Origin of the sequence: Amycolatopsis sp. 505, assembly GCF_031625235.1 — a bacterium.
In the GTDB taxonomy this organism is placed as follows: domain Bacteria; phylum Actinomycetota; class Actinomycetes; order Mycobacteriales; family Pseudonocardiaceae; genus Amycolatopsis.
Window position 1 is genome coordinate 24,712 of the sequence record NZ_JACKQP010000018.1, and the last position, 22,585, is coordinate 47,296.

A 22,585-nucleotide genomic window follows, 5' to 3' on the forward strand; every position below is an offset into this window, starting at 1 on the left:
TCACGCCGGGAGCGCGGGGAACCCGCAAACAGATGGACATCCGACTAACGCGCGTCCGAGCAAGCGGTATCGTCTAGCCATGACGACCACGACACAGTTCGCCCATCTCCCGCACCCGAGTCCTGCGAGCGCGGACCGTGTCGCGGAGGTACTCGAAACGCCCGGTTTCGGGTTGTACTTCACCGATCACATGGTCACCGTCAAGTGGTCGAAGGCCGAAGGCTGGCACGAAGCCCAGGTCGGCCCCTACGCCCCGTTCACCCTCGACCCGGCGACGTCGGTGCTGCACTACGGCCAGGCCATCTTCGAGGGTCTCAAGGCCTACCGCCAGCCGGACGGCACGATCGCGTCGTTCCGCCCGGACGCCAACGCCGCCCGGTTCCGCCAGTCGGCCGAGCGGCTCGCCATGCCGCAGCTGCCCGAAGAGGTCTTCGTGGACTCGCTGCGGGAGCTCATCGCCGTCGACGGCCGGTGGGTGCCCACCCGGCAGGGTGATTCGCTGTACCTGCGGCCGTTCATGATCTCGACGTCCACCGGGCTCGGCGTCAACAGCCCGGCCGCCGACTACGTGTACACGGTCATCGCTTCGCCGGCCGGGTCGTACTTCTCCGGCGGTGTGAAGCCGGTCAGCGTCTGGCTGTCCACCGAGTACGTCCGGGCGGCGCCCGGCGGCACCGGCGCGGCCAAGTGCGCCGGCAACTACGCGGCGTCGTTCGTGGCGCAGGCGCAGGCCGTCGAGAAGGGCTGCGACCAGGTGGTGTGGCTCGACGCGGTCGAGCGGCGCTGGGTCGAGGAGATGGGCGGGATGAACCTGTTCTTCGTCTTCGGCTCGGGCGAGAACGCCCGCCTGGTGACCCCGGAGCTGACCGGGTCGCTGCTGCCGGGTGTCACCCGCAAGTCGCTGCTGCAGCTGGCTTCGCGGCTCGGCTACAAGATCGAGGAGCGCCGCATCTCCACCGAGGAGTGGGAGAAGGCGTCGGCGTCCGGCGAGCTGACCGAGACGTTCGCCTGCGGCACCGCCGCGGTGATCACCCCGGTCGGGCACGTCAAGCACGCGAACGGCGAGTTCACTATCGCCGACGGGCAGCCGGGCACGCTGACGATGAAGCTGCGTGAGGAGCTGACCGGGATCCAGGAGGGCACCCGGCCCGACCCGGACCACTGGATGGTCGAGCTCGGTTGATCCCGACGCCCTACGCGTATCTGCCTCATCGATGAGGCAGATACGCGTAGGGTCGGCGAACCGGCCTCCCGGCGATGGCCGGGAGCCGCTTTTCGTGGTTCAGGAAGCCGGTGCGGCGACGAGCGGGCCCGACACGCCGGCCTGCTCGTGGGTGGCCGTCTCGGCGAGGACGCGGGCGGCCATCATCAGCAGCGGCAGGGCGGTCACCGCGCCGGTGCCTTCGCCGAGCCGGACGTCCAGTTCCAGCAGCGGGCCCAGGTCCAGGTGCTCCAGCGCCAGGGCGTGCGCCGGCTCGGCCGTCCGCTGGCCGGCGACCCACCAGCGGCGGGCGCCCGGGGCGAGGTCCTCGGCGACGAGCGCCGCGGCGCAGGCGACCAGGCCGTCCAGCACCACCGGCGTCCGGCGGACCGCGGCCTGGGCGAGGAACCCGGCCATCGCGGCGATGTCCGCGCCGGCCGTGGTGCGCAGCAGGTCGACCGGGTCGGCCAGCACCGCGCGGGCCCGGCGCAGGGCGTCGCGCACGGCGGAGGCCTTGCGCATCCACGCGTCGTCGTCGATGCCGGAGCCGCGCCCGACGACGGCCACCGGCTCGCTGCCGGTCAGCGCCGCCACCAGCACCGACGCCGGCGTGCTGTTGCCGATCCCGAGGTCGCCGGGGATGAGCAGGTCGGCCCCGCCGTCGACCTCGGCGTCGGCGATCGCGATCCCGGCGCGGATCGCCTTCTTCGCCTCGTCGGCGGTCAGCGCGTCTTCGACGTCGATGGAGCCGGAGCCGCGGCGGACCTTGAACTCGCCGATCGCGCGGGTCGCCGGGGCCTCGGTGTCGACCGCGAGGTCGACCACGCGCACGCTCGCGCCCGCGGCGGCGGCCAGGACGTTGATCGCGGCGCCGCCGGTGAGCATGGTGCCCAGCAGCTGCGCGGTGACCTCGGCGGGATAGGCGGAAACACCCTTGGCGGCGATGCCGTGATCCCCGGCGAAGACGACGACCCGCGGCCGCGTGAACGGCCGCGGCGGCGACTGTCCCTGGCAGGCCGCGATCCAGACGCCCAGCTCTTCGAGCCGCCCGAGCGAACCGGCGGGCTTGACGAGCTTGTCGTGCAAGGCGATCGCCGCGGACCGGGCGTGGTCGTCGGGCGGGGTGATCTCGGGGAACTCGATGTTTTCCGGCTCCACACCAGGCCCTTCCTGTTCCACGGCAACGCTGTGGCCAACCTACCGGGCCGGGCCTCCCCGAGAACCCGCGGCTCTGCGCCGGGTCGCCGATGTCGCGAATGACTCATTCGGGACCTCGGACGTCCCGAATGAGTCATTCGCGACGTTCCGCCGTGCCTGGTGGCCGGTAGTCTCGCGGCTCGTGGAGACGACGGCGGCCGCGGTGGTACTGGCCAGCGGCGCGGGGACCCGCGTCGGCGCGAAGCTGAACAAGGTCTACCTGCCCCTGGCCGGGCGGCGGGTGGTCGCCTGGTCGCTCGACGCCTTCCGGGAGGTGCCCGGCATCGGCGTGCTCGTGCTCGTCATCCGGCCGCAGGACCGGGAGCTCGCCGAAGAGGTCGCGGGTGACGGCGTCGAGATCGTGCACGGCGGCGACACCCGCCAGGCTTCCGAGCTCAACGCGCTGCGCCACCTCGCCCCGCGCATAGCGGGCGGCCGGGTCGACGCCGTGCTGCTGCACGACGCGGCCCGGCCGCTGGTCCACCCCGAGCTGGTCGGTGCGGTGTTGGCCCGGACACGCGAGGACGGGGGGGCTGTGCCGGGCCTGGCCGCGGACGACGTCGTCGAGGTGGATGCCGGGCACCTGGTCGCCCAGGTGCCCGGCGCGATCCGCGTCCAGACGCCTCAGGGCTTCCGGGCCGGACCGCTGCTCGAGGCCTACGAGAAGGCCGAGCGCGAAGGTTTCTCGGGTACGGACACTTCGTCGTGCATGGAGCGGTTCTCCTCCCTGCCGATCCGCTGGGTCCCGGGTGCTCCCGAGAACCTCAAGATCACCTATCCCCACGACCTCGTCGTCGCGGAGCGGCTGCTCGCCCGCTAGGCGCACGCGGGCGGGCCGCCGCCGTCGTCCCCCTCCCGGGGCGTCCCCGTCGGCCGGATCGTGACGTCGTGGCGCAGTTCCGGCGGGATCCGGCAGTCCGGCTGTGGCCGGAGCGCCTGCAGCGGAGCGCCCGGGGTGCCGGGCTCCGCCAGGGTGAGCACCGCTCGCAGCGTCCACACCGGGGTGGCGTGGTACTGCCAGGTGACGACCCGCGGGCTGAACACGTCCGTGCCCGGGAAGGTCGGCACCCGGTAGGCGCTGGCCCGGTGCTCGTCGCGGAGGATGATGACGTCCGCGCAGGTCGGCCAGCGGTGCACGGCCGCGTAGATCTCCGGGGCCTCGCGGCCGCCGAACAGGTGCAGCACCCAGTTGCGGCGCCGGAGCTCCTCGAGGAGTTCCTCGAGGCCCTGGCCGCTGGATCCGGAGTGTGGTGTGGGCGGGGACACACTTTCGAGGGTAACTTGCGTACTAGAGCACAGTCCAGTGCGTGTACTAGTACACCTGGGTGGTTCTGAACAGGCCTTTGTGGGACACCCCCCGGCGTGCTAGAACACTTGTGCGTGTTGTCCTCGTGAGGAGCCGCCTTGCCCACCCTCGATCGCCCTGAGCCGCCGTACCTGCAGATCGCGGGCCGGATCCGTGACGACATCCTGTCCGGCCGGCTGCAGGAGGGCGACGCGGTGCCGTCCGCCCGCGAGATCGCGCGCACCTGGACCGTCGCCATGGCGACGGCCACCAAGGTGCTGGCCACGCTGCGCTCGCAGGGCCTGGTCCGGCCCGTGCGCGGCGTCGGCACGGTCGTCGACCGCGGCGGCCTGCACCGCACGGCCCGCGACCGCAGCGCCGCTTCGGCGCGCACCGGCCGGATCTACCCGCCGGGCCACTACGCGGTGATCCGCTCGGCCGGTCTCGAGGCGGCGTCCGAGCGCGCCGCGGCCGCCCTCGGCCTGGAGGAGGGCGCCCCGGTGATCCGCCGTCGCCGGACCACCTACGGCCCGGACTCGCGGCCGCTGTCGACGTCGACCTCGTGGTTCGACGGCGCGCTGTCGGCCAAGGCGCCGGCGCTGCTGGTGGCGGAGCGGATCGTCGAGGGCACCGCGGCCCACGCGGCCGCCCGGCTGGGCACGAAGATCGCGACGACGCAGGAACGGCACGCGGCGGGCCGCGCGAGCGAGGAGGAGGCGGCCGAGCTGGGGCTGCCCGCCGGGTCGCCGGTGCTGCTCGGCCGGAGCACCTTCCTGGCGGCCGACGGGACGGTCGTCGAGTACGGTGAATCCGCCGCCTTGCCCGACCACTGGGTTTTCTACGAGTACACGACTGAGGACGGCGAATGAAGCACATCCACGCGGGCAAGGTCCGTGACCTGTACGAACTCGACGGCGGGGACATCCTGCTCGTCGCGTCCGACCGCGTCTCGGTCTACGACGTCTCGCTGCCGACGCCGATCCCGGACAAGGGCAAGCTGCTCAACCAGCTCTCGGCCTGGTGGTTCGACCGGATGGCCGGCGTGGTCCCGAACCACGTCGTGTCGACCACCGACGTCCCGGAGGAGTTCGCCGGGCGCGCGATGCGCTGCAAGCCGCTGAAGATGGTCCAGGTCGAGTGCATCGCCCGCGGCTACCTGGCCGGCCTGGGCCTGCGCGAGTACCAGCGCGACGGCAAGATCTCCGGCGTCGCGCTGCCGCCGGGCCTGGTCGAGGGCGACAAGCTGCCGGAGCCGATCTTCACGCCGACGACGAAGATCTCCGACACCGGCCACGACGAGTTCATGACCTTCGACGAGGTCCTGAACGAGATCGGCGAGGACACCGCGAAGCGGCTGCGCGAGCTGACCCTGGAGATCTACACGAAGGGCGCCGAGCACGCGGCGGAGCAGGGCGTCATCATCGCCGACACGAAGCTGGAGTTCGGCTTCGACGCCGACGGCACGCTGACCCTGGGCGACGAGGTCCTCACGTCGGATTCGTCGCGGTTCTGGCCGGCCGACGAGTGGGAGCCGGGCCGTCCGCAGCACGCGTTCGACAAGCAGTTCGTCCGCGACTGGTCGCGGTCGACGGGCTGGGACCAGACCCCGCCCGGGCCGGAGATCCCGGCGGACATCGTCGAGCAGACGCGGCAGCGCTACACCGAGGTCTACGAGCGGATCACCGGGAAGACCTGGGTCCGTGGGTGAGTACGACCCGTACCGCCTGATCGACGACGTCGAAAGCCTGCTCGTCTCGCACGGTCTCGCGCCTTCGCGGGTGCCCGGCCGTGGTGGAGACCGGCTGGCCGGGGCGAGCCGGCTGCTGCGCGGGTTCGGCCTGGAGCCCCGGATGGCCCCCGAGGACGCGTTCGACCTCGGGGTGCCGTTCCAGGGGCGGATCAACCAGGACTAGGGGCTCTTGGTCAGGCTGGGGTCGCGCTCGACGACGTCGCCGAGGACGTCGTCGATGGCCTGCAGGAGGTCGGCGTCGAGCTTCCGGCCGGCGGCCTTGACGTTCTCGTGCACCTGCTCCGGCCGGGAGGCCCCGATGATCGCGGAGGCGACGTTCGGGTTCTGCAGCACCCAGGCGACGGCCAGCTGCGCCAGGCTGAGGCCCGCCTGCTCGGCGAGCGGTTCGAGCTGGGCGACGCGCTTGAGGACGTCTTCGTCGAGGAACCGGGCGACCATGTCGGCGCCGCCCTTTTCGTCGGTGGCGCGCGAGCCTTCGGGGTAGGCCTGGCCGGGCTTGTACTTGCCGGTGAGCACGCCCTGGGCGATCGGCGACCAGACGATCTGGCTCAGGCCTTCGCGCTCGGAGGCCGGGATGACCTGCTCCTCGATGACGCGCCAGAGCATGTTGTACTGCGGCTGGTTCGACACGAGCGGGACGTGCAGCTCGCGGGCGAGGGCGGCCCCGCGGGAGATCTCCTCGGCGGTCCATTCCGAGACGCCGACGTAGAGCACCTTGCCCTGGCGCACGAGGTCGGCGAAGGCGAGCATGGTCTCTTCGAGCGGGGTGTGCCGGTCGAAGCGGTGCGCCTGGTAGAGGTCGACGTAGTCGGTGCCGAGCCTGGTCAGTGAGGCGTTGGCCGACTCCATGATGTGCTTGCGGGACAGGCCGCGGTCGTTGGGCCCCTTGGGGCCGGTGGGCCAGAAGACCTTGGTGAAGATCTCGAGGCTCTCCCGCCGCTGGTCCTTGAGGCCCCGCCCGAGCACGGCCTCGGCGGCGGTGTTGGCGTAGGCGTCGGCGGTGTCGAAGGTGGTGATGCCGACGTCGAGGGCAGCCTGGATGCAGGCCCGGGCCTGGTCCTCCTCGACCTGGGAACCGTGGGTGAGCCAGTTCCCGTACGAGATCTCACTGACGTTGAGGCCACTGCGGCCGAGACGACGAAACTCCATGGCCGCGAGCTTAGGCGGTAATCGTTTGCTTTGCTAACGACCTGGAGTGACTCCAGCCACGGCCGGGGTCACCGGGAGGTCGCGAATGACTCATTCGGGACCTCCGACGTCCCGAATGAGTCATTCGCGGCACCGGCCGGCGCGGTCCCGCGGTCCCGGACAGCAAGAAGCCGGGTCGAGCAGCGCTCGACCCGGCTTCTCGAAAACCGGCTCAGTTCGGGATCGGGTCCCCCGGCTTCAGCCGCGGCTTCGGCATCCGCAGCCGCCGGATCTGGGACGCCCGGACGAACGCGTACCACCCGATCGACCGGCCGTTCACCGCTTCCTTCGGGAACTTCTCCCGCACCAGCTTCGCGATCTTCCGGCCGTTCACGAAACCCTCGATCGCCATCACCAGCAGCATCGCCGTGCACAGCAGCGTGATGTACGACTGGACCTGGGGCAGCGGCACCAGCAGCGCCAGGAACACCACGATCGCCAGCGGCATGAACAGGCCGAGGAGGTTGCGCCGGCTGTCGACCAGGTCGCGGACGTACCGCTTGACCGGCCCCCGGTCGCGCGGGAGCAGGGCGTTGTCGTCGCCGCGCATCATCGCGTCGCGGCGGGCCTTGGCCGCCGCGCGGCGGTCCTCCTTGGTCTGCGGGTTCGCCTTGCGCAGCTCCTTGTTGCGCTTCATCGCCTCACGCATGGTCGTGGGCGGCGGCGCCACCGGGCCGCGCTTCTTCGCCTCGGCGTCGCGGCGCTTCGGCGTGGCCTTGCCCTTACCGGGCGTGTACGCCTTGCCGGCGACGTCGACGGCTTCGCCCGCCTCCGGCTCTTCGGCGGCGGTGTCTGTGGTGCTTCGGCGCAGGAACCTCACCTCACCAGGGTATTGCAGGCGTCACGCCGCCGTTCACCAGGTCGATCCATGTGCGACCATGGTGGGGGAACAGATCGGACGCCCCCGGTGTTGAACAGCTCAGCACGAGGAGTATCCGCAGCGAGTTCGACTTTGATGAGGGAGTGCCATGACGACCGCTGAGCACGCCGGCGCGACGCAGGCCGAGACCGCCGAGGAGACCCACGGCGTCACGTTGACCGACGCCGCGGCTTCCAAGGCGAAGGCCCTGCTCGAGCAGGAGGGCCGCGACGACATGCACCTGCGCATCGCCGTCCAGCCCGGTGGCTGCGCCGGCCTGCGTTACCAGCTGTTCTTCGACGAGCGCACGCTCGACGGCGACCTGTTCCGCGACTTCGACGGCCTCAAGGTCGCCGTGGACCGGATGAGCGCGCCGTACGTGTCGGAAGCCGTCATCGACTTCGTGGATTCGATCGAGAAGCAGGGCTTCACGATCGACAACCCGAACGCCACCGGCTCCTGCGCCTGCGGCGACTCGTTCCACTGAGCCGGTTTGCCCGAAGCCACCGCACGTGGAAAGGCCCCGTCTCCCGGAAGGGAGGCGGGGCCTTCTCCGTCTCTGCGGACTACACGTAGGCGTCGAGCTCCGCGACCTGGGCGTGGCACACCTCGTCGACCTCCCACGGACTGGCCGTGGCGGGGGCGGGCGGACGGCTCTCGGCCTGCAGGGTCGCCGGGATGAGCGCACAGTCGGCGATCAGCTCGGACAGGGTCTCGGGTTCGGTGACGGCGTTCACGATTCGTAACGCTATTGATCCGCTCTCGACTGGAGAAGGAGTACCAGCCGGTAGTGTCGGTTGGGCGCGCGCGAACTACCCGGATGGGTCATGACCCGGGGGTAACTTCGCGCCTTTTGCCGTGAGGTCGAACACGAAGGAGCAGCCGGTGGCAGACAGGGCCAGGATCGCGGTGTCCGGCAGTATCGCGACCGACCACCTCATGCATTTCCCGGGCAGGTTCGCCGAGCAGCTGGTCGCCGAGCAGCTGCACCGCGTCTCGCTGAGCTTCCTCGCCGACGACCTGGTGGTCCGGCGCGGCGGCATCGGCGCGAACATCGCCTTCGGCCTGGGGGTGCTCGGCGTCAAGCCGGTCCTGGTGGGCGCGGTCGGCGCCGACTTCGCCGACTACCGCTCCTGGCTGGAGCGGCACGGCGTGGACACCTCGGGTGTGCACGTGTCGGAGGTCGCGCACACCGCGCGGTTCGTCTGCACCACGGACGAGGACCTCTGCCAGATCGCGACGTTCTACGCCGGCGCGATGGCCGAGTCCCGCAACATCGAGCTGCTGCCGATCGCCGAGCGCGTCGGCGAGCTGAGCCTGGTGCTGATCAGCCCGGACGACCCGGAGGGCATGATCCGCCACGCCGAGGAGTGCCGGCAGCGCGGGTACGCCTTCGCGGTCGACCCGTCGCAGCAGCTGGCCCGGATGACCGGCGAGCAGGCGCGCGCGTTCGTCGCCGGCGCGAAGTACCTGTTCAGCAACGACTACGAGTGGGAGCTGCTGCTCCAGAAGACCGGCTGGACCGAGGCCGACGTCCTCGACCAGGTCGGCGTCCGGATCACGACGCTGGGGGAGAAGGGCGTCGAGATCGTCGGCAAGGACGGCGTCGCCTTCCAGATCGGCGCGGTCCCGGAGCGCGCGAAGGCCGACCCGACCGGCGTCGGCGACGGCTTCCGCGCGGGCTTCCTGGCCGGTCTCGACGGCGGCCTCGGCGTCGAGCGCGCGGCCCAGCTCGGCTCGCTGATCGCGGTGCTGGTCCTGGAGACGGTCGGCACCCAGGAGTGGACGTTCGACCGAGCGGAGGCCCTGGCCCGCATCGGCGAGGCGTTCGGCCCGGACGCGGCGGAGGAGATCTCGGCGGTCCTGCCCGCCGCCTGACCCGCGTGGTCGTGAGTGGTAAGGCGGGTTAGAACCCGTTACCACTCACGACCGGCCGCGGCAGACCTCAGAGCTTCACCGGGTAGACCGGCTCCGGGATCTCCGGCTTGATCCGGTGCTCGACGAAGATGCCGTGCCACAGCATGAACACGATCAGCGCCCACAGCTGGCGGCTGCGGTCGAGCTGGCCGGCCTTGTGCTCCTCCAGCAGCGCGAGGATCGCCTTCTTGTCCAGCAGCTCCTCGGTCTTCGAGTCCGAGATGATGCCCTTCGCCCAGTCGTACATCTCGTTGCGCAGCCACAGCCGGATCGGGACCGGGAAACCGAGCTTGCGGCGGTTGAGCACGTGCGCCGGGATGATCTTGGCCAGGGCCTGGCGCAGCGCGTACTTCGTCGTGCCGTGGGCGAGCTTCTGGTCCAGCGGGATCGACGCCGCGACCTTGAACACCTCGGCGTCCAGGAACGGCACCCGCAGCTCCAGGGAGTTCGCCATGGTCACCTTGTCGGCCTTGACCAGGATGTCGCCGCGCAGCCACGTGTAGAGGTCGACGTGCTGCATGCGGGCCACCGGGTCCCAGCCGCGCGAGACGTCGTACCAGGGCGCCGTGACGTCCTTGAAGCCCACGCCCTCCTGGTACGTGCGGAGAACGTTCCGCAGCTGGTCGTCGCGGAAGTTGCGGGCGTTGCCGTAGTAGCGGTCCTCCAGCGGGAGCGCGCCGCGGCGCAGCAGGTCCTTGCCGCGGGTGCCCTCGGGGATCTTCGTCGACACCTTGCCGATGAGCTTCCGCATGCCGCCCGGGATCTTCTCGAACGGCGCCAGCGAGATCGGCTCGTTGTAGATCGTGTAGCCGCCGAACAGCTCGTCCGCGCCCTCACCCGACAGCACCGCCTTGACGTGCTTGCGGGCCTCGCGGGCGATGAACCACAGCGGGACCAGCGCCGGGTCGGCGACCGGGTCGTCGAGGTACCAGACGATGAGCGGCAGCGCCTCCATCATCTCGTCCGCCGAGACCGTGCGGACCACGTGCTTGACGCCGATCGCGGCGGCCGATTCGGCGGCGACGTCGACCTCGGAGTAGCCCTCGCGCTCGAAGCCGGTGGTGAACGCGATCAGGTTCGGGTTGTGCTCCTTGGCCAGGGTCGCGGTGGCCGTGGAGTCGATGCCGCCCGAGAGGAACGCGCCGACCGTGACGTCCGGGTCGGAGATCATGTGCTTGCCGACCGAGTCGCGCATCACATCGGCGATGCGCTGGTACAGCTCCTCGGCCTCGGCGGGGCCGTTGACCGGCTTGGCGCTGAACTGCGGGTGGAAGTAGCGGGTGAACTTCACCTCACCGCCGGGCACCACCTGGAACGACGTCCCGGACTCGACGCGCCGGATCGCCGTGTGCAGCGACTCGGGCTCGGGCACGTACTGCAGGACCAGGTAGTGCTGGAGGGCCGTGCGGTCCAGCTCCTGCGCGACGCCAAGGACGTCCGACAGCTCCAGCAGGCTCTTCTTCTCGCTGGAGAACGCCACGCCGTCGGGGCCGGCCGAGTAGAACAGCGGCTTGATCCCGAACGGGTCGCGCGCGCCGAAGACCCGCTTCTCCTGCGAGTCCCAGATCATGAAGGCGAACATGCCGCGCAGGCGCTTCACCCATTCCGCGCCGAGGTAGTGGAAGCCGGCGACGATGGCCTCGCCGTCACCCTCGGTCTCGAACTTCGCGCCGTGCCGCTCGGCGAGCTCCGCCCGCAGCTCCAGGTAGTTGTAGATCTCGCCGTTGAAGTTCATGGTGTAGCGGCCCGGCGCCTCGGGCGGGCCCCAGACCAGCGGCTGGTGCGCGTGCTCGACGTCGATGAAGGCGAGCCGGTTGAAGCCGTAGACGACCTCGGCGTCGGCCCAGGTGTCCTGCTCGTCGGGGCCGCGGTGGCGCTGGCAGCGCATGGCCGCCCCGACGGCGTCACGCGCGTTCGCCGCGCCGGTCTCGGTCGCGCAGATCAGTCCAAGCAGGCCGCACACGGGTACTCACACACCTTCAGGGTCTTCACCGGGCTGGGGGAAGGCCCCAGTATGCCGGGGCGGTCGTGGCGAGTACCACGCGCGTCGATGGTTACCCCTTGGTCAGCAGGATGGGCCAACTCGGCTAGAGTCCGGCTGTCACAAAGATCTGTCGTAGGAGGCTCTGGGTGAAAGGGCGAGGCGCAGTGGGACAACCCGAGCGCACCCTGGGGAAGCGGACCGTGCGCGTCGCCGCGCTGGCCGTGCTGGTCGCGCTGACCGCGACGGGCTGCTCCGGCGACGAGATCCTGCGGTTCGGCTGGCCGGTCGGTGTCACCGAGCAGGCGAACCAGATGCGGACGCTCTGGACCTGGACCGTGGTCGCCGCGCTGGTCGTCGGCGTCATCGTGTGGGCGCTGATCTTCTGGACCGCGACGTTCCACCGCAAGAAGAAGACCACCGACGGCGAGCCGGAGGAGCTGCCCCGGCAGTTCCAGTACAACATCCCGCTCGAGCTGTTCACGGTCGTCGTCCCGACGATCATGGTCTGCGTCCTGTTCTTCTTCACCGCGACGACGGAGTCGAAGGTCCTGGACAAGGTGCCGAACCCGGACGTCAAGGTCCAGGTCGTGGCCTTCCAGTGGAACTGGGAGTTCAAGTACGAGGACGAGAACGCGAAGAAGGCGGACGGCCAGCAGGTCAGCACCGTCGGCTCGTCCGGCGAGATCCCGCTGCTGGTGCTCCCGGTCGGCAAGACCATCCAGTACGACCTGGTCTCCACCGACGTCATCCACTCCTTCTGGGTGCCGGAGTTCCACTTCAAGCGGGACGTCATGCCGAACCCGGAGAAGAACAACCAGGACAGCTCCTTCCAGAACAAGATCGACCGCGAAGGCTCCTTCGTCGGCCGGTGCGCGGAGCTGTGCGGCACCTACCACTCGGTGATGAACTTCGAGGTCCGCGCGCTGTCGGCGGACAAGTACGACCAGTACATCGCGCTGCGCAAGCAGACGAACCCGGCGACGGGCCAGTCGTTCACGGCGGCCGAGGCGCTGGCGAAGATGAACTGCGGCGAGCTGTGCACCCCGCACGCGGTCACCACCCAGCCGTTCAACACCGACCGCACCGCGCGGACCGCGTCGAACTGACGCCGCACGCACACAAGGAGTAGGAAAAGACCATGAAGGTCGAAGCCCGCATCTTCTTCATCGTGGCGATCTTCGCCGTGTTCATGGCGGCCGTGTACTGGGTGTGGACCGCGCTGGCCGCGACCCACGGCCCGGAGCCGGTCGGCATCGTCGCGCTGTTCCTCACCGGTGGTCTCGCGTTCCTGGCCGGCAGCTACATGCAGTTCGTCGCCCGCCGCATCGAGCCGCGCCCGGAGGACCGCGAGGACGCCGAAATCAGCGACGGCGCGGGCGAACTGGGCTTCTTCAGCCCGGGCAGCTACTGGCCGATCGGCATGGCGGCCACCGCGGCGCTCGCGGCCGTGGCGCTGGCGTTCTTCCACATCTGGCTGCTGGTCATCGCCCTGGTCGCGCTGCTCATCACGATCGGCGGCCTGGTGTTCGAGTATCACACCGGCCCGTCGCACGACTGAGTTCTCTTCGCAACCGGCCGTCACGCTTTCGAAGCGTGGCGGCCGGTTTCGTTTTCAGCCGCGGAACGCCGTCCGGTAGGACGACGGGCTCGTGCCCCGCAGGCGGCTGAACTGGTGCCGCAGCGCCGCTGCCGAGGCATAGCCGCACGCCGCCGCGATGTCCTCCACCGACAGCCCGCCCTCCTCCAGGAGAGCCTGGGCCCGGTCCAGGCGGCGCTCGGTCAGCCAGCGGTGCGGTGTCGTGCCCGTCGCGGCCGAGAAGCGGCGCAGGAACGTCCGCTCGCCCAGGCCGCTGCGGCGGGCGAGCTCCGCCACCGTGAACGGCTGGTCCAGGCGCCGCTCCACCCACTCCAGAGCCTCCGCGACCACGGCGTCGTCGCCCGCCGCCGTCGCCGGGACCGGCGCCTGGACGAACTGGGCCTGACCGCCCGCGCGGTGCGGCGCCGCCACCATCCGCCGGGCCAGCGTCGTGGCCGCCGCGACACCGCGCAGCCGGCGGACCAGGTGCAGGCACAGATCGACCGCCGCGACCGTGCCCGCGCTGGTCAGGATGCCGCCGTCGTCGGCGTACAGCGCCTGCGGGTCCACTTCGGCCGCCGGGAACCGCTGCCGGAACTCCGCCTCGTACACCCAGTGGACCGTGCAGCGGCGGCCGTCCAGCAAGCCCGCGTAACCCAGCGAGAACACGCCCGCGCAGAACCCCGCCACCCACGCTCCGCGCCCGGCGGCGTCGCGCAGGACGTCCAGCACCGGCTCCGGCGGTGGCGCGGTCCGCGGCGCGCACGTCGGCACGATCAGCAGGTCCGCCGCCGCCGCGAAGTCCAGGTCCCGCAGGCCGGCCAGCCCGAAGCCGGACCAGCTCTCGACCGCGGTCCCGCCCGGGGAGCAGACGGCGAAGTCCCAGCCCTCGATGCCGTCGGCGGTGCGGTCGGTGCCGAACACCTCGCACGCGACGCCCAGCTCGAACGGCGAAACGCGGTCGGCGAGCACCACCGCGACCCGTTTGACGTCCATGCCGGCCAGTGTGTCACAAGTTTTGCGGCCGTTGTCATCTCTGACACTGGTTGGCGCGGCCGATCGCGACGAATCTGGTCGGCATGACGAACTCCGAAACCCGCCCGCTGCTCCAGTGGTCCGCGGCGATGGCGATGTCCGGCACGATCGGCGCCGTCGTCCTCGAGAGCGGTGCGGCCGCCCCGGCCGTGGCCTTCGCCCGCTGCTTCGTCGGCGGCGCGCTGCTCGTGCTCTGGTGCCTCTCCCGCGGCTGGCTGCAGGCTTGGCGGCCGTCCCGCCGCGACCTCGGCCTCGCCGTGCTGGGCGGGCTGTTCCTGGTCGGCAACTGGGTGCTGCTGTTCGCCTCGTACGCGCTGTCGTCGATCTCGGTCAGCACGGTCGTCTACCACACCCAGCCGCTGATCCTGGTCGGCCTGGCCGCGGCGTTCCTCGGCGAGACGGTCGCCAAGAGCCACCTGGCCCGGGCCGGCATCGCGTTCGGCGGCGTGGCGTTGATCTCGCTGTCCGCCCACGGCGAGGACGGCAAACCCGTGCAGCTGGCCGGCATCGGCCTCGCCCTCGGCGCGGCCGTGCTGTACGCGGGCGCGTCCTTCTTGGCGAAGCAGCTGAAGCACATCCGCCCGCACCTCCTGGCCGCCGTGCAGACGACGGTGGGCGCGCTGGTGCTGGCACCCCTGCTGCTCGTCACGCCCCTGCCCACGACGACCTCGGGGCTGTTGTGGCTGGTCCTGCTCGGGACCGTCCACACGGCACTGATGTACGTGCTGATGTACGCGAGCATCGGCAAGCTGCCGACCACGACGGTGGCGCTGCTGTCCTACCTGTACCCGGTGGTGGCGGTGCTGGTGGACATCGCGTTCTACGGCCACCGCCCGAGCTGGCCCGAGGCGCTGGGCATGCTCGCGGTCCTGGCGGCCGCGCTGGCCCCGCAGCGCGGCCGCAAGCCCGCCGCCGCACCGGAACAGGCGGCCGGCCCGGCGGCCGAGCCCACCGTCCGCTGCTGAGCGGGCGAGCGGGTCAGCGGGTCAGCTGAAGGCGATCCAGCGGTCCAGCAGCGCGGCCGCGGCGCCGGAATCGATGGCCTCGGCCGCCCGCGTCAGGCCCGCCCGCAGGTCGTCCTCCAGCGACTCCGAGAAGCCCGTGAAGGCCGCCAGCGCGGCCGCGGCGTTGATCAGGACGGCGTCGCGGACCGGGCCCGGCTTGCCGCCCACCAGGTCGCGGACCACCGCCGCGTTCGCCGCCGCGTCGCCGCCGCGCAGGTCCTCCGCCGTCGCGCGGGCGATGCCCACCGCTGCCGGGTCGAAGCTGCGCTCGGTGACCTCCCCGTCCGAAACGACCCACACGGTCGACGTCGTCGTCGTGGTGATCTCGTCGAGGCCGTCGTCACCCCGGACCACCAGGGCCCGGGTGCCGCGGCGGGCGAACGTCTCCGCCAGCACCCGGGTCTTGTCCGGGTACGCGCAGCCGATCAGCGCCGCGCCGGGCTGGGCCGGGTTGGTCAGCGGGCCGAGCAGGTTGAACGTCGTCGGGATGCCCAGCTCGCTGCGCACCGGGCCGGCGTGGCGCAGCGCCGGGTGGAACGCCGACGCCAGGAAGAACCCGATGCCGACCTCGTCGAGGCTGCGCCGGACGTCCTCCGGCGGCAGGCTGATCGTCACGCCGAGGGCTTCGAGGACGTCCGCCGCACCGGACTTCGACGACGCGCTGCGGTTGCCGTGCTTGGCCACCGGCGCGCCGGCCGCCGCCGTGACGATCGTCGCCATCGTCGAGATGTTCACCGAGTTGGAGCCGTCGCCCCCGGTGCCGACGATGTCGACCGCCGGGCCGTCCAGCTCGACCCGCTTGGCGTGCGCCAGCATCGTGGCCGCCATGCCGGCGATCTCCTCGGGCGTCTCGCCCTTGGCGCGCAGCGCGACCGCGAACCCGGCGATCCGGGCCGGGCTCGCCGCGCCGCTCATGATCTGGTCCATCGCCCACGCCGTGTCCTCCGCGGAGAGGTCGACGCCGGCGATGAGCTGCTTGAGCAGGGGTGGCCAGGTGCGGGGGACCGGGGTGGTCACCGGGCTCAGCCGTTCACGACGGGGACCCGTCGCGCGCGCAGCACGTCGGCGACGGTCTCCGCGGCGGTCAGCGGGTCCAGCGGGTGCACCAGCACGGCGTCCGCCTGCGACCAGGTGGCCAGCCACCGGTCGTCCTTGCGCCGGACGGCCACCACGATCGGGGGGCAGTCGGTGATTTCGCTCTTCAGCTGCCGGCAGAGGCCGATGCCGCCGGTCGGCTGCGCCTCGCCGTCGAGGATCGCCAGGTCGACGTTCCCCGCGTCCACCTCGGACAGCACGTCCGCGATGCCGGCCGCCTCGACGTAGTCCACGCGCGCCAAGTCCGCGGCGGGCCGGCGGCCGACCGCGTTCACGATCGCCTCGCGCACCTCCGGCTTGTGGCTGAACACCAGGACCCGCATCGACCGCTCGCCCATTGAGCACGCCTCCGTCTCGTCACCGCACGACTCGCACGCCGATCGTATCGGCCGAGACCGACATCACGCGGTCGGCTCCGGCTGTTGCGCGTCCCAGCCCAGCGCGTCGCCGCCCAATCGTTGCGCGAGACCGGCCATCCGGGACCTCTCCTGTGCGCAGTGCAGGGCGTCGAGCACCTGGACGCGCACGGCGAGCACCCGCGTCAGCTCCCCGTCCGGAGCCTGTTCTCGCAGCTCGTAGCCGTCCTGCGCGAGGATCGACGCCGCCTCGTCGACCCGGTCCGGCGGCAACAGCAGGTGGTGCCGCAGAACGGCCGGTGCCGTGCTGACCCAGTCGGGTGAAGCGGCGAGGACGGCGGAGTCCGCGACGGCCGGGTCGAAGGCCTCGGCGACGATCTCCAGCCCCGGCGTCTCAAGCGTCAGACCGGGCGTTTCCCGCTTCTTGACCAGGTCAAGCAGGCGGTCGAGTAAACCCATGAGTAGCTCTCACCTTCCCGGGCATCCGGTGTGATCGGTTACGCAGACGGCTCGCCGTGGACCCACCCGGCGGAGCGGCGGTGCGAGAGGACATAATGCGACGCGTGACAACGGCAGCTCCCACCATCAGTCAGCGGGTCCACTCGCTGAACCGGCCGAACATGGTCAGTGTCGGCACCATCGTGTGGCTTTCCAGCGAGCTGATGTTCTTCGCCGGACTGTTCGCGATGTTCTTCACCGTCAAGGCGCAGAACTCGTCCGGCCAGTGGCCGCCGCCGCTGCACGGCGAGGAGTTCCACCTCAACGTGGCGTACGCGATCCCGTTCACGGTGATCCTCGTGCTGTCCTCGCTGACCTGCCAGTTCGGCGTGTTCGCGGCCGAGCGCGGCGACGTCTACGGGCTGCGCCGCTGGTACATCATCACGTTGATCATGGGCGCGATCTTCGTCGGCGGCCAGGCCAACGAGTACCACAACCTGGTCGAAGAGGGGATGACGATCCCGTCCGGCCCGTTCGGCACGGTCTTCTACCTCGCCACCGGGTTCCACGGCCTGCACGTCATCGGCGGGCTCGTCGCCTTCGTGTACCTGCTCATCCGCACGAAACTGAGCAAGTTCACGCCCGCCCAGGCCACGTCGGCGATCGTCGTGTCCTACTACTGGCACTTCGTCGACATCGTGTGGGTCGGCCTCTTCGGTGTGATCTACCTCCTTCCGTAGGTCCACCCAGCCGCCACCACCTTCACCATCGGCCTGAACTGACAGCAAGGGTTGCCGCAAGATGACCACCAGCACGAAATCCTCGGAGCGCCGCTACCGCGCGCGGTCGAAGCTGCGGAGGCGGTTCGCCGGCCTGCTCGCGCTCGGCATCGCGCTGGTGGGTGCCGGCGCCGGCTACGCCCTGCTCGTGCCGGAGCCGCAGACCGCGCAGGCCCAGGGCACGCCGGCGCAGCTGCGCCTCGGCGAGCAGGTCTACAACAACACCTGCATCGCCTGCCACGGTGCGAACCTCGAGGGCGTGCAGGACCGCGGGCCGAGCCTGATCGGCATCGGCGACGCCGCGGTGTACTTCCAGACTTCTTCGGGCCGCATGCCCGCCGCGCGCCAGGAGGCGCAGGTCGAGCGGAAGCCGCCGAAGCTGACCGAGGCCGAGATCGACGCGGTCGGCGCCTACATCCAGGCGCACGGCGGCGGTGTCCAGCGTCCGGCCGAGAAGGGCGAGGCCCTGCGCGGCGACGACCCGGCCCGCGGTGGCGAGCTGTTCCGCCTCAACTGCGCGTCGTGCCACAACTTCACCGGCCGCGGCGGTGCGCTGTCGGCCGGCAAGTACGCGCCGAACCTGGACCCGGCCAGCGAAGAGCAGATCTACACGGCCATGCTCACCGGCCCGCAGAACATGCCGAAGTTCTCCGACCGGCAGCTGTCGCCGGAGGAGAAGAAGGACATCGTCGCCTACGTGAAGTCGGTGTCGGACGGCAACAATGACCCGGGTGGTAACGGCCTCGGCGGGGTCGGCCCCGCTTCGGAGGGCGTCATCGCCTTTATCGTCGGGATCGCCGCGCTGATCGGCGTGACGTTGTGGATTGGATCGAAGGCATGAGTGCCGAGGGGCCGAAGCCGCCGTCGGAGGCGGAACTGGCTGAGATGGACCGGGACCAGCTGGTCAAGCTGGGCGGGGCGCTCGACGGCGTCGAGATCGTCGAGTACCCGACCCCGTGGCCCGTGGAGGGCACCCGGGCGGAGCGGCGCGCCGAGCGCCTGGTCGCGTTCTGGTTCGGCCTGTCCGCGCTGGCCGGCATCGGGTTCGTCGTCTCGCTGATCTGGTGGCCGTGGCAGTACGAGGCGCCGGACAACGAGAGCGCCCACTTCTGGTACAGCCTCTACACCCCGATGCTCGGCCTCACGCTCGGCCTGGCCATCCTCGGCCTGGGCATCGGCGTGATCCTGTACACGAAGAAGTTCGTGCCCGCCGAGGTCGCGGTGCAGCAGCGCAGCGACGCCGGCGGCGAAGGGTCGGCCGAGGTCGACCGCGCGACGATCCTCGCGCACCTGGCCGACGCCGGGAACCGCAGCACCATCGCCCGCCGCTCGCTGATCAAGCGCTCGGCGATCGCCGGTGCGGGTGCGCTCGGCCTCGCGGCCGCCGCGCTGCCCGTCGCGTCCTTCATCAAGAACCCGTGGAAGGACAGCGAGTCCCGCGACTCGCTGTGGCACACCGGCTGGCAGCCGAACTTCCCCGGCGAGAAGGTCTACATGCGCCGGGCCACCGGCAAGCCGGTCGAGGTCGAGCACGGCAAGGAGACCGAGATCTCCCTGGTCAAGGCCGAGGACCTCGACGCCGGCGCGATGGAGACGGTCTTCCCGTTCCGCGAGTCCGAGCGCAACGACGCGGAGGCGCTGGCCAAGGCGCTGACCCGGGTCGACAACCCGGTCATGCTGATCCGCCTGCGCCCGACCGACGCCGCCAAGGTGGTCAAGCGGGCCGGCCAGGAGGACTTCAACTTCGGCGACTACTACGCGTACACGAAGATCTGCAGCCACGTCGGCTGCCCGACCTCCCTGTACGAGCAGCGGACCAACCGCATCCTGTGCCCGTGCCACCAGTCGCAGTTCGACGCCCTCCACTACGCCAAGCCGATCTTCGGCCCGGCGACCCGGCCGCTGGCCCAGCTACCGATCACGGTGGACGAAGAGGGATACTTGATCGCGCGAGGCGACTTCATCGAGGCCATCGGTCCGGCCTTTTGGGAGCGTAAGTCATGAGTTCACTCACCACGCCGACCAAGGGGTCGAGCCCGGTGGAGAAGGCGCTGGGCGAGGCCGCGAACAACGCCGACCAGCGGTATCACCTGGCCAAGGGTCTGCGGCACCAGATGAACAAGGTGTTCCCGACCCACTGGTCGTTCCTGCTGGGCGAGATCGCGCTGTACAGCTTCATCATCCTGTTGCTGACCGGGGTGTACTTGACGCTGTTCTTCGACCCCTCGATGCAGGAGGTCGTCTACCACGGCAGTTTCAAGAACATGCAGGGCCTGGAGATGTCGCAGGCGTTCCGCACGACGCTGGACATCTCGTTCGATGTCCGTGGTGGGCTGTTCATGCGGCAGCTGCACCACTGGGCGGCGTTGATCTTCGTGGCGTCGATGGCCGTGCACATGCTGCGGATCTTCTTCACGGGGGCGTTCCGGCGGCCGCGTGAGGCGAACTGGGTGATCGGTGGCCTGCTGCTGATCCTGGGTTGTTTCGAGGGTTTCTTCGGGTATTCGCTGCCGGATGACCTGCTGTCGGGGACCGGTATCCGGGCGACGCTGTCGGGGATCGTGCTGTCGGTGCCGGTGGCGGGGACCTGGATCCACTGGGCGTTGTTCGGTGGGGAGTTCCCGGGCGATCAGATCATCCCGCGGTTGTACACGCTGCACATCCTGTTGCTGCCGGGGATCATGCTGGCGCTGGTCGGGGCGCACCTGGCGCTGGTGTGGTATCAGAAGCACACGCAGTTCCCGGGGGTGCGGCGCAAGGAGACCAACGTCGTCGGGGTGCGGATCATGCCGTACTTCGCGCTCAAGGGCGGGGCGTTCTTCACCCTGGTCGTGGGGGTGCTGGCGCTGATGTCGGGGCTGTTCCAGATCAACCCGGTGTGGAACTTCGGCCCGTACAACCCGGCGCAGGTGTCGGCGGGCTCGCAGCCCGACTGGTACATGGCCTGGGCCGACGGCATGCTCCGGATCTGGCCGGCCTGGGAGGTCTACCTCGGGAACTACACGATCCCGGCGGTGTTCTTCCCCGGCGCGATCGGCATGCCGATCCTGTTCGGCCTGCTGCTGGGTTACCCGTTCATCGAGCGGAAGCTGTCCAAGGACACTGCGCACCACAACCTGCTCCAGCGGCCCCGGGACGTCCCGGTCCGCACGGCGCTGGGCGCGATGGCGCTGGGCTTCTTCATGGTCATCGAGCTGTCCGGCTTCAACGACATCATCGCCGACCAGTTCGACATCTCCCTGAACGCGACGACGTGGGCGGGCCGCATCGGCGTGCTGATCGTGCCGCCGCTGGCCTACTACTTCACCTACCGCATCTGCCTGGGCCTGCAGCGGGCCGACCGCGAGGTGTTGGAGCACGGCGTCGAGACGGGCATCATCAAGCGGCTGCCGCACGGTGAGTTCATCGAGATCCACCAGCCGCTGGCCGGTGTGGACAGCCACGGCCACGCGATCCCGCTCGAGTACCAGGGCGCGTCGGTGCCGAAGAAGATGAACAAGCTGGGTTCGGCCGGGCACGCGGTTCCGGGCACGTTCTGGTCGCCGGACCCGGCCGAGGAGACGGCGGCGCTGGAGCGGGCCAACGGCAACGGCCACTCCGGTGGCGAGAACGGCCAGCACGGCCAGCACGGCGAGTTCGACACCGCCGAGACGGCGTCGGCCGCGAAGCAGTCGGACCACTAGGTCCCAATACGACGAAGGCCACCTCCGCGCGGAGGTGGCCTTCGTCGTTCCCCGGATCGATCTCGGATCTAGCCCGCCGCATCGGCACAGCGCCAGCGCCCCAATGTGGCGTTGGGTGCGTTGGACGCACCGAACGCCACATTGGGGCGTTAGTCCTCCACGCCGATCGAGAAGGCCGATTCGGTGTCGGCGCGGCTGTAGGAGCGGAACGCGATGTGCGTGACGGTGCTCAGCACGCCGGGCACCTTCCCGATCTTGCCGGGGATCAGGTCGGCCAGCCCTTCGTGCGTGGACACCTGCACGGTGGCGATGAGGTCGACGTCCCCGGCGCACGAGTAGACCTCGCCGACACCCTCGATGTCGGCGATCGCCTGCGCCGCGTCCGGGATCGCGTCCGCCTCTGCCTGGATCAACACGATCGCGGTGATCACCTGGGTCCTCCAAGACTCGTCTGCGGGTGTCGCTCGCGATCCTAGCTACGCCGCGGCGTGGGCCAGCCAGTGCGCGGCGAGTGCTTCATCGCCGGTGACGGTGACGGTGACGCGGTCCAGGGGCAGGCGGCGGTAGAGCACGAGCAGGAGGTCGGTGACCGGGCCGGTCAGCGTGACGTCCGCGGGTTGGCTGTCCCGGGCCCACCGGACGCCTTCAGGGGTGCGGGTGATCAGCCAGCCGGGGCCGTCGCCGGGGTCGACGTGGAGGGTCTGGCCGGTGCCGCGGAGCTCGGCGAAGGCCGGGTTGAGGCTCGCCGTGACGGGGTCGGACAGCACGTCCAGCCACTCGCTGATCGCGTCGGCGGCGAGGTCCGGGGCCACGGTGAAGCCCCGGCCGGCGGCCAGGGCCGCGTCGGCGTGGTGGACGGTGGTGTCGTGCAGCATCCGGCGCAGCCAGAACCGGGCCGGCTGCGGGCCGAAGAAGGTCCACACCGGAGTGTCCCCGGCGGCCTGGACGGCGTCTTCGAGGTCCTCGGCGCCTTGGTGCAGCCAGGCGGACCACTTGTCCGGGGAGCCGGGGTCGGCGTCGAAGGGGTCGGGAACCGGTGACGGGCCGTCCCGGACGATGCCGGCGGCCCAGCGGTGGGCCTGGCCGATGTGGCCGACGAGCACCCGCAGCGGCCACTCCGGGCAGGTGGGCACGGTCCGGTCCGGATCGGCGTTCGCGACGGCGTCGGCGAACCCGGCGGTGTGGTGGTGGAGCCCTGCGGCGAGTCTGGCGTTGTCCATGGCCGTACCGTAGGAATT

General features: G+C 70.6%; 26 protein-coding genes. 14 read left to right on the forward strand and 12 right to left on the reverse strand.

Annotated elements, in window-relative coordinates; translation table 11 throughout:
- Positions 1-79: 79 nt before the first annotated feature.
- Positions 80-1,183, forward strand: a complete 1,104-nt coding sequence (locus tag H5965_RS43310) for a branched-chain amino acid aminotransferase (protein WP_310977121.1) — start codon at positions 80-82, stop codon at positions 1,181-1,183.
- 99 nt (positions 1,184-1,282) lie between these two features.
- On the opposite strand, the gene cobT is transcribed toward H5965_RS43310, so the two are convergent.
- On the reverse strand, positions 1,283-2,359 hold the full coding sequence (cobT, locus tag H5965_RS43315) for a nicotinate-nucleotide--dimethylbenzimidazole phosphoribosyltransferase (RefSeq protein ID WP_310977122.1): 1,077 nt from the start codon (positions 2,357-2,359) through the stop codon (positions 1,283-1,285).
- Between the two features lie 181 nt (positions 2,360-2,540).
- Between cobT and H5965_RS43320 the strand changes: the two genes are divergently transcribed.
- The gene (locus H5965_RS43320; RefSeq protein WP_310977123.1) at positions 2,541-3,218 is read left to right on the forward strand and encodes an IspD/TarI family cytidylyltransferase; all 678 of its coding nucleotides are present in this window, start codon (positions 2,541-2,543) and stop codon (positions 3,216-3,218) included.
- On the opposite strand, the gene H5965_RS43325 is transcribed toward H5965_RS43320, so the two are convergent.
- On the reverse strand, positions 3,215-3,664 hold the full coding sequence (locus tag H5965_RS43325; RefSeq protein ID WP_310977124.1) for a hypothetical protein: 450 nt from the start codon (positions 3,662-3,664) through the stop codon (positions 3,215-3,217). The two genes, H5965_RS43320 and H5965_RS43325, sit on opposite strands and share 4 nt — an antisense overlap.
- Before the next feature lie 138 nt (positions 3,665-3,802).
- Between H5965_RS43325 and H5965_RS43330 the strand changes: the two genes are divergently transcribed.
- Genes H5965_RS43330 through H5965_RS43340 form a run of 3 tightly spaced genes read left to right on the forward strand, consistent with a single transcriptional unit; the run spans position 3,803 to position 5,596 of the window.
- Positions 3,803-4,552 (forward strand): GntR family transcriptional regulator, encoded by a 750-nt coding sequence (locus H5965_RS43330; protein WP_310977125.1) that lies wholly within the window; start codon positions 3,803-3,805, stop codon positions 4,550-4,552.
- Complete coding sequence (locus H5965_RS43335; protein WP_310977126.1) at positions 4,549-5,391, forward strand: phosphoribosylaminoimidazolesuccinocarboxamide synthase; 843 nt, start codon at positions 4,549-4,551, stop codon at positions 5,389-5,391. Before H5965_RS43330 ends, H5965_RS43335 begins: the two co-directional genes overlap by 4 nt.
- On the forward strand, positions 5,384-5,596 hold the full coding sequence (locus H5965_RS43340) for a hypothetical protein (RefSeq protein ID WP_310977127.1): 213 nt from the start codon (positions 5,384-5,386) through the stop codon (positions 5,594-5,596). Before H5965_RS43335 ends, H5965_RS43340 begins: the two co-directional genes overlap by 8 nt.
- Here H5965_RS43340 and H5965_RS43345 read toward each other — a convergent pair.
- Together H5965_RS43345 and H5965_RS43350 are read right to left on the reverse strand one after the other, a co-directional pair.
- On the reverse strand, positions 5,593-6,582 hold the full coding sequence (locus H5965_RS43345; RefSeq protein ID WP_310977128.1) for an aldo/keto reductase family protein: 990 nt from the start codon (positions 6,580-6,582) through the stop codon (positions 5,593-5,595). The two genes, H5965_RS43340 and H5965_RS43345, sit on opposite strands and share 4 nt — an antisense overlap.
- Before the next feature lie 211 nt (positions 6,583-6,793).
- Positions 6,794-7,441 (reverse strand): DUF3043 domain-containing protein, encoded by a 648-nt coding sequence (locus H5965_RS43350; RefSeq protein WP_310977129.1) that lies wholly within the window; start codon positions 7,439-7,441, stop codon positions 6,794-6,796.
- A 148-nt stretch (positions 7,442-7,589) separates the two neighbouring features.
- Between H5965_RS43350 and H5965_RS43355 the strand changes: the two genes are divergently transcribed.
- On the forward strand, positions 7,590-7,967 hold the full coding sequence (locus H5965_RS43355; RefSeq protein WP_086845389.1) for an iron-sulfur cluster assembly accessory protein: 378 nt from the start codon (positions 7,590-7,592) through the stop codon (positions 7,965-7,967).
- A gap of 79 nt (positions 7,968-8,046) precedes the next feature.
- Here H5965_RS43355 and H5965_RS43360 read toward each other — a convergent pair whose 3' ends face one another.
- Positions 8,047-8,217, reverse strand: a complete 171-nt coding sequence (locus H5965_RS43360; protein ID WP_310977130.1) for a hypothetical protein — start codon at positions 8,215-8,217, stop codon at positions 8,047-8,049.
- A 148-nt stretch (positions 8,218-8,365) separates the two neighbouring features.
- Between H5965_RS43360 and H5965_RS43365 the strand changes: the two genes are divergently transcribed.
- Complete coding sequence (locus H5965_RS43365; protein ID WP_310977131.1) at positions 8,366-9,358, forward strand: carbohydrate kinase family protein; 993 nt, start codon at positions 8,366-8,368, stop codon at positions 9,356-9,358.
- Between the two features lie 67 nt (positions 9,359-9,425).
- On the opposite strand, the gene asnB is transcribed toward H5965_RS43365, so the two are convergent.
- Entirely contained in the window at positions 9,426-11,360 is a 1,935-nt protein-coding gene (asnB, locus tag H5965_RS43370; RefSeq protein ID WP_310977132.1) for an asparagine synthase (glutamine-hydrolyzing), read from the reverse strand.
- Positions 11,361-11,545: 185 nt separating this feature from the next.
- Between asnB and coxB the strand changes: the two genes are divergently transcribed.
- Positions 11,546-12,487, forward strand: coding sequence for a cytochrome c oxidase subunit II (gene coxB / locus H5965_RS43375; protein WP_310977133.1), 942 nt, complete (start codon positions 11,546-11,548; stop codon positions 12,485-12,487).
- Between the two features lie 32 nt (positions 12,488-12,519).
- Complete coding sequence (locus H5965_RS43380) at positions 12,520-12,939, forward strand: cytochrome c oxidase subunit 4 (RefSeq protein ID WP_086845398.1); 420 nt, start codon at positions 12,520-12,522, stop codon at positions 12,937-12,939.
- A gap of 54 nt (positions 12,940-12,993) precedes the next feature.
- Here H5965_RS43380 and H5965_RS43385 read toward each other — a convergent pair whose 3' ends face one another.
- Positions 12,994-13,953 (reverse strand): helix-turn-helix domain-containing protein, encoded by a 960-nt coding sequence (locus H5965_RS43385; RefSeq protein WP_310977134.1) that lies wholly within the window; start codon positions 13,951-13,953, stop codon positions 12,994-12,996.
- Positions 13,954-14,036: 83 nt separating this feature from the next.
- On the opposite strand from H5965_RS43385, the gene H5965_RS43390 reads away from it, so the two are divergent.
- On the forward strand, positions 14,037-14,957 hold the full coding sequence (locus H5965_RS43390; protein WP_310977135.1) for a DMT family transporter: 921 nt from the start codon (positions 14,037-14,039) through the stop codon (positions 14,955-14,957).
- 21 nt (positions 14,958-14,978) lie between these two features.
- On the opposite strand, the gene trpD is transcribed toward H5965_RS43390, so the two are convergent.
- The 3 genes from trpD to H5965_RS43405 all read right to left on the reverse strand — a co-directional run bounded on the left by trpD (position 14,979) and on the right by H5965_RS43405 (position 16,906).
- Positions 14,979-16,013 (reverse strand): anthranilate phosphoribosyltransferase, encoded by a 1,035-nt coding sequence (gene trpD / locus H5965_RS43395; RefSeq protein ID WP_310977136.1) that lies wholly within the window; start codon positions 16,011-16,013, stop codon positions 14,979-14,981.
- 5 nt (positions 16,014-16,018) lie between these two features.
- Positions 16,019-16,429 carry a hypothetical protein gene (locus H5965_RS43400; protein ID WP_310977137.1) on the reverse strand — a complete coding sequence of 137 codons (411 nt, stop codon included), beginning with the start codon at positions 16,427-16,429 and terminating at the stop codon, positions 16,019-16,021.
- Positions 16,430-16,492: 63 nt separating this feature from the next.
- Positions 16,493-16,906, reverse strand: a complete 414-nt coding sequence (locus H5965_RS43405; RefSeq protein ID WP_310977138.1) for a hypothetical protein — start codon at positions 16,904-16,906, stop codon at positions 16,493-16,495.
- A gap of 95 nt (positions 16,907-17,001) precedes the next feature.
- Here H5965_RS43405 and H5965_RS43410 point away from each other — a divergent pair, with 95 nt between their 5' ends.
- The 4 genes from H5965_RS43410 (at position 17,002) to H5965_RS43425 (ending at position 21,347) form a co-directional block, all read left to right on the forward strand.
- Entirely contained in the window at positions 17,002-17,625 is a 624-nt protein-coding gene (locus H5965_RS43410; RefSeq protein WP_063749462.1) for a heme-copper oxidase subunit III, read from the forward strand.
- 61 nt (positions 17,626-17,686) lie between these two features.
- Positions 17,687-18,505, forward strand: a complete 819-nt coding sequence (locus H5965_RS43415; RefSeq protein ID WP_310977139.1) for a c-type cytochrome — start codon at positions 17,687-17,689, stop codon at positions 18,503-18,505.
- Positions 18,502-19,668: a ubiquinol-cytochrome c reductase iron-sulfur subunit gene (locus H5965_RS43420; protein WP_310977140.1), complete on the forward strand. Its 1,167-nt coding sequence runs from the start codon at positions 18,502-18,504 to the stop codon at positions 19,666-19,668. Before H5965_RS43415 ends, H5965_RS43420 begins: the two co-directional genes overlap by 4 nt.
- Positions 19,665-21,347, forward strand: coding sequence for a cytochrome bc complex cytochrome b subunit (locus H5965_RS43425; protein WP_310977141.1), 1,683 nt, complete (start codon positions 19,665-19,667; stop codon positions 21,345-21,347). Before H5965_RS43420 ends, H5965_RS43425 begins: the two co-directional genes overlap by 4 nt.
- A 149-nt stretch (positions 21,348-21,496) precedes the next feature.
- Here H5965_RS43425 and H5965_RS43430 read toward each other — a convergent pair whose 3' ends face one another.
- Complete coding sequence (locus H5965_RS43430; protein WP_310977142.1) at positions 21,497-21,778, reverse strand: Lrp/AsnC ligand binding domain-containing protein; 282 nt, start codon at positions 21,776-21,778, stop codon at positions 21,497-21,499.
- A 45-nt stretch (positions 21,779-21,823) separates the two neighbouring features.
- Complete coding sequence (locus H5965_RS43435) at positions 21,824-22,567, reverse strand: maleylpyruvate isomerase family mycothiol-dependent enzyme (RefSeq protein WP_310977143.1); 744 nt, start codon at positions 22,565-22,567, stop codon at positions 21,824-21,826.
- Between the last annotated feature and the right edge of the window lie 18 nt (positions 22,568-22,585).